Here is a 341-nt window from a genome sequence, read left to right on the forward strand (position 1 = left end):
TTAGGCTATGGACCAGACCAAGAGTTGGCTAAAGTGGTCGATGGCATTGACATCATTGTTGGCGGTCACTCACATACAAAGCTGGACAAGCCGGATGTGATTGAAAAAGCAGAGCCGACCGTCATTGTTCAAGCAAACGAATACCTGAAATATTTGGGCGTTCTTGATGTAACCTTTGATAAAGATGGGGTAATCACCGCCCAAGACGGGAAGCTTCTTGATGTGAACACCTACGCTGCAGATGCACAAGCCCAGGCAAAAGTTGATGAATTAAAGAAACCTTTAGACGAGCTGAAGAAGACAGTCATTGGTTCTTCTAAAGTATTCCTTGATGGAGAACG

Annotated in this window: 1 pseudogene; it reads left to right on the forward strand. The window is 44.9% G+C overall.

Annotation, left to right across the window (positions count from 1 at the left end):
• Positions 1 to 341, forward strand: a pseudogene (locus RYX56_RS21575) (bifunctional metallophosphatase/5'-nucleotidase); the annotation flags it as partial.

It is taken from the genome of Alkalihalophilus lindianensis (genome assembly GCF_032843265.1).
Lineage (GTDB): Bacteria > Bacillota > Bacilli > Bacillales > Bacillaceae_D > Alkalihalophilus > Alkalihalophilus lindianensis.